Source organism: Microcystis sp. M_OC_Ca_00000000_C217Col, from assembly GCF_007095585.1.
Taxonomy (GTDB): domain Bacteria; phylum Cyanobacteriota; class Cyanobacteriia; order Cyanobacteriales; family Microcystaceae; genus Microcystis; species Microcystis panniformis.
Window position 1 is genome coordinate 1 of sequence record NZ_SFBV01000195.1, and the last position, 3,628, is coordinate 3,628.

The 3,628-nt window shown below is 40.8% G+C and carries 3 protein-coding genes; 2 read left to right on the forward strand and 1 reads right to left on the reverse strand.

Annotated features, from left to right (window positions below; genetic code table 11):
• Together EWV66_RS11620 and EWV66_RS11625 are read left to right on the forward strand one after the other, a co-directional pair.
• On the forward strand, positions 1-291 hold a 291-nt coding region (locus tag EWV66_RS11620), incomplete at its 5' end, for a zinc ribbon domain-containing protein (protein WP_287107869.1).
• Positions 288-2,780: a tetratricopeptide repeat protein gene (locus tag EWV66_RS11625; protein WP_287107868.1), complete on the forward strand. Its 2,493-nt coding sequence runs from the start codon at positions 288-290 to the stop codon at positions 2,778-2,780. The genes EWV66_RS11620 and EWV66_RS11625, both read left to right, overlap by 4 nt.
• Before the next feature lie 581 nt (positions 2,781-3,361).
• On the opposite strand, the gene EWV66_RS11630 is transcribed toward EWV66_RS11625, so the two are convergent.
• A partial coding sequence (locus EWV66_RS11630; RefSeq protein ID WP_287107867.1) for a type II toxin-antitoxin system HicB family antitoxin occupies positions 3,362-3,628 on the reverse strand: 267 nt, incomplete at its 5' end.

Genomic DNA, 3,628 nt, shown 5'->3' on the forward strand with positions numbered 1-3,628 from the left:
AAATGCCGTTGGTATGGGAGAAATTACATCGAAATAGATAGATGGTTTCCTAGCTCTAAAAGGTGTAGTAATTGCGGGTATATTGCTGAGAAAATGCCGTTAAATGTTCGAGAATGGGACTGTCCAGACTGTGGGACTCACCATGACCGAGATGTTAACGCGAGTAAAAATATTTTGGCCGCAGGGCTTGCGGTGTCAGTCTGTAGAGCGACCATAAGACCAGAACAGAGTGAATCTGTTAAGGCAGGTGCGGAACCCCGCAAGGGAAAGAAGCAGAAACCCAAATCGTGAGGTTTGGGAATCGCCGTCCGTTTTACGGCGGCGAGGATGTCAAGCCACAACAATCCTTAATCACTAAAACCCTGACAGAGCAAGCCATTACCCCACTTGCACAAAATAGTTTAAATGTCAAGCTTTTAAAAAAAATACTTTTATTGTCTCCCCTGTTATTTTGGGAATTATTTGGTTTAGAAGTTAGCTCGGTGAAAGCAGTGGAAAACCTGCAATGTCCCGTCATTTCTAAGGAAGAAGTTGATACTAATGCCATCAAAAGAGAAATTGCTGATTATTCGGCCACTCTGCGAGTCTATCCTAGCGATCTGGGGACGATTAAACTTTATCTTCAACGGGGAATGGCCCGAGAAAAAATCAACGATCAAAACGGTGCGATCGATGATTTCAGTCAATACATTTGGTATAGTAATTATAATGCTCCCGCCTTCAAAGATCGACAGTTACTAGCTCAAGCCTATTATCAAAGAGGTGTGTTAAAGTTAGCCATGGTGATTGAGGGAGAAAAAACCCCTATAGCCGAGGAAATACCTGTTATTGAGGAAAAAACCCCTATAGTTGAGGAAATCCCTGTTATTGAGGAAGAAACACCCTTGATTGAGCGAGAAAGCCGAATCAAGGATCAGCATCAGCTAAAATTATTAGAAGCTGCTCGCTCAGATTTTCAGCAAGCCTTTAAGTATAATCCCAATAAAAGCGAAGTTTACTTTAACCTAGCAATTATTGCGTCTTTGCTCAATCATCAATCCTTGGCTTTAGATTATTACCAGCGTTTCATTGGTTATGAAACTGAAGATTATCGCGGCTATTATCATCGAGGACAGCTATACTCTCAGTGGGGAAATTATGCAGAGGCTATCAAAGATTATGATCTGGCTATTTTATACAAACCCGATCTAATTGAAGGCTATTATAATCGGGCTATAGCTTTAGAAAAGATAGGGGGAAAACGAGAGGCTTTTAAGGATTATCAAATCGTTTTAAAATGCTCACCCAAACTATTTTTAGCCAAGAATGCTCCTAGCAGTTATCAAAACCGTGCCAGAGTACAACTTGAAATCGCTGACGAGGAAGTAGAATTAGCCAATTTATCGAATAATTCCCCGCAAAGATATCAAACAGCGATCGAGTATTATAATGGAGCCATCAAAGACTTAGAACTTTTCATTCGTTTTAATCCCAACTACGATAAACTTCCCCATGCTAGAGCATTTCTTAAACGGGGTTATGCTCACCTAAGACTCAACAATAATCAAGGGGCAATTCAAGATTATAACCAAGCAATTTATCTGCAACCCCAAGACGCAAAAGCCTATGTATATCGGGGGTTAATGCGAGCTAATAAATATCAAGAATATGCGGGAGCTTTAGAGGATTTTAGTGCAGCAGTTGCACGAGATCGTAACGATGCAGCCGCTAACTATCATCGGGGGTTAGTGCTGTATAAATTGGGGCGTTATCAGGAGGCAGTAGATAATTATAATATTGCCTTAGACCAAGATGATCGGATCAATACACCTAGTTTTACTTCTCGCTCTGTCTGTAGCGAAAATATCCAAGAATCTGCCGACAAAAACTATTTTTATAACTCCAGAGAAACCGATTTTCTTCCTAATTATAACGTCTCTTGTCATGCTCTGGCCCGGGGAGATGCTTATTTTGCTCTGAAAAATTTTGCTGCGGCCGAAAGAGATTATACTACTTATATAGTTGCCTATCCTAACGATCCAGAAGGCTATCATAAACGGGCCAATGCGCGTTTTGAAAAAGGGGATAAACAGGGAGCGATCGAGGATTATAATGTATTCCTAGAAAAAGTCCGTGATGCGAGAATTTTCTATAGTCGTGGGAATAGTAGCGCCGACGTGGGAGATGACCAAGGAGCGATTACAGATTATCTGCAATCTTTGAGCATTAATCCTATCGATGTGACAGTGTATAGTAATCGGGGAAATGCACGCACGGATACCGCTAATATTCCCGATAATGTACAAGTAACACCGAGAATATCGGAGAATCCGATCGCCTATAATAATCGTGGTATTATTCGACGACAAACTGGGGATAAGGAGGGTGCTTTAGAGGATTTAGATAAGGCAGTTAGCTTGAATTCCAATAATCCGATCGCCTATAATAACCGGGGAGTTATTCGCTTTGATTTGGGAGATAATGCTGGTGCTTTGGAGGATTTAAATATGGCTATTTCTCTCCAGTCTAACTATGCTGAAGCTTACTATAATCGAGGTTTAGTTAAGGAAAAAATAGGCGATAAGAAGGAAGCGATCGCTGATTATCAATTAGCAATTACTTATCAGCCAAATTATGGCGAAGCTTATTATAACTTGGCTCTTGCCACCTACGATGATAAAAATCCTAGTAGTCGAGTAGCGAGCCTTAACTATTTGCAAAAAGCCGCTAATGCTTTGATAAAAACTGGTAATTTAGAACTCTATGAACGGGCGGTAGAATGGATGTTAAAAATGCAGTAATTTCTCGAAAAAATAAGCTCAGGTTTGACAAAGGCTTCAAGATTTGGCTATTTCAAGCCTTCAAAGAGCGGGGGAGTCTCTTATTGCCGATGAATCAGCCGCTAATCATCATACAAGGTTGGGTTGAGGCACGAAACCCAACAATAAACCCAAGGAAACCCAACAAAAAGATTCAGACAGATTTAGGTGTTGCCTGTTGGGTTTCGCTTTCCCTGAGAATTGAGAGGTTTTCTTTAACATATTTATTCGCTCAACCCAAGCTACGAAACTAGACGTAAGGAAACCCAATAATAGACCCAAGGCAACCCAACAAAAAGATTCAGACAGATTTAGGTGTTGCCTGTTGGGTTTCGCTTTTCCTGAGAATTGAGAGGTTTTCTTTAACATATTTATTCGCTCAACCCAACCTACGAAACTAAAGTCGATTGGATTGACGTAAGGAAACCCAACAATACACCCAAGGGAACCCAACAAAAAGATTCAGACAGATTTAGGTGTTGGGTGTTGGGTTTCGCTTTCCCTGAGAATTGAGAGGTTTTCTTTAACATATTTATTCGCTCAAACCAAGCTAGAGACTGCACCTAGTTTTTTACACACAATTCCTGATGCTTTAAAATAGCTTCTGATACCTCAATGAGTAGAAAAGCGATCGCATCTTGATGATCCGCGTCGGTTAAAATGGTTTCGAGGGTGCTAGGGGTGGGAATTTCGTCCCCATCTGCCAACATGAAGGAAATATGACCTTTTAAGGCTTCAGTTGCCATTTTTTTCGCTTCTTCGATGGTTTCTCCTGCACTAATACAACCCGGAAAGTCATAAAATTGTACCCCATAATCACTATGGTTATC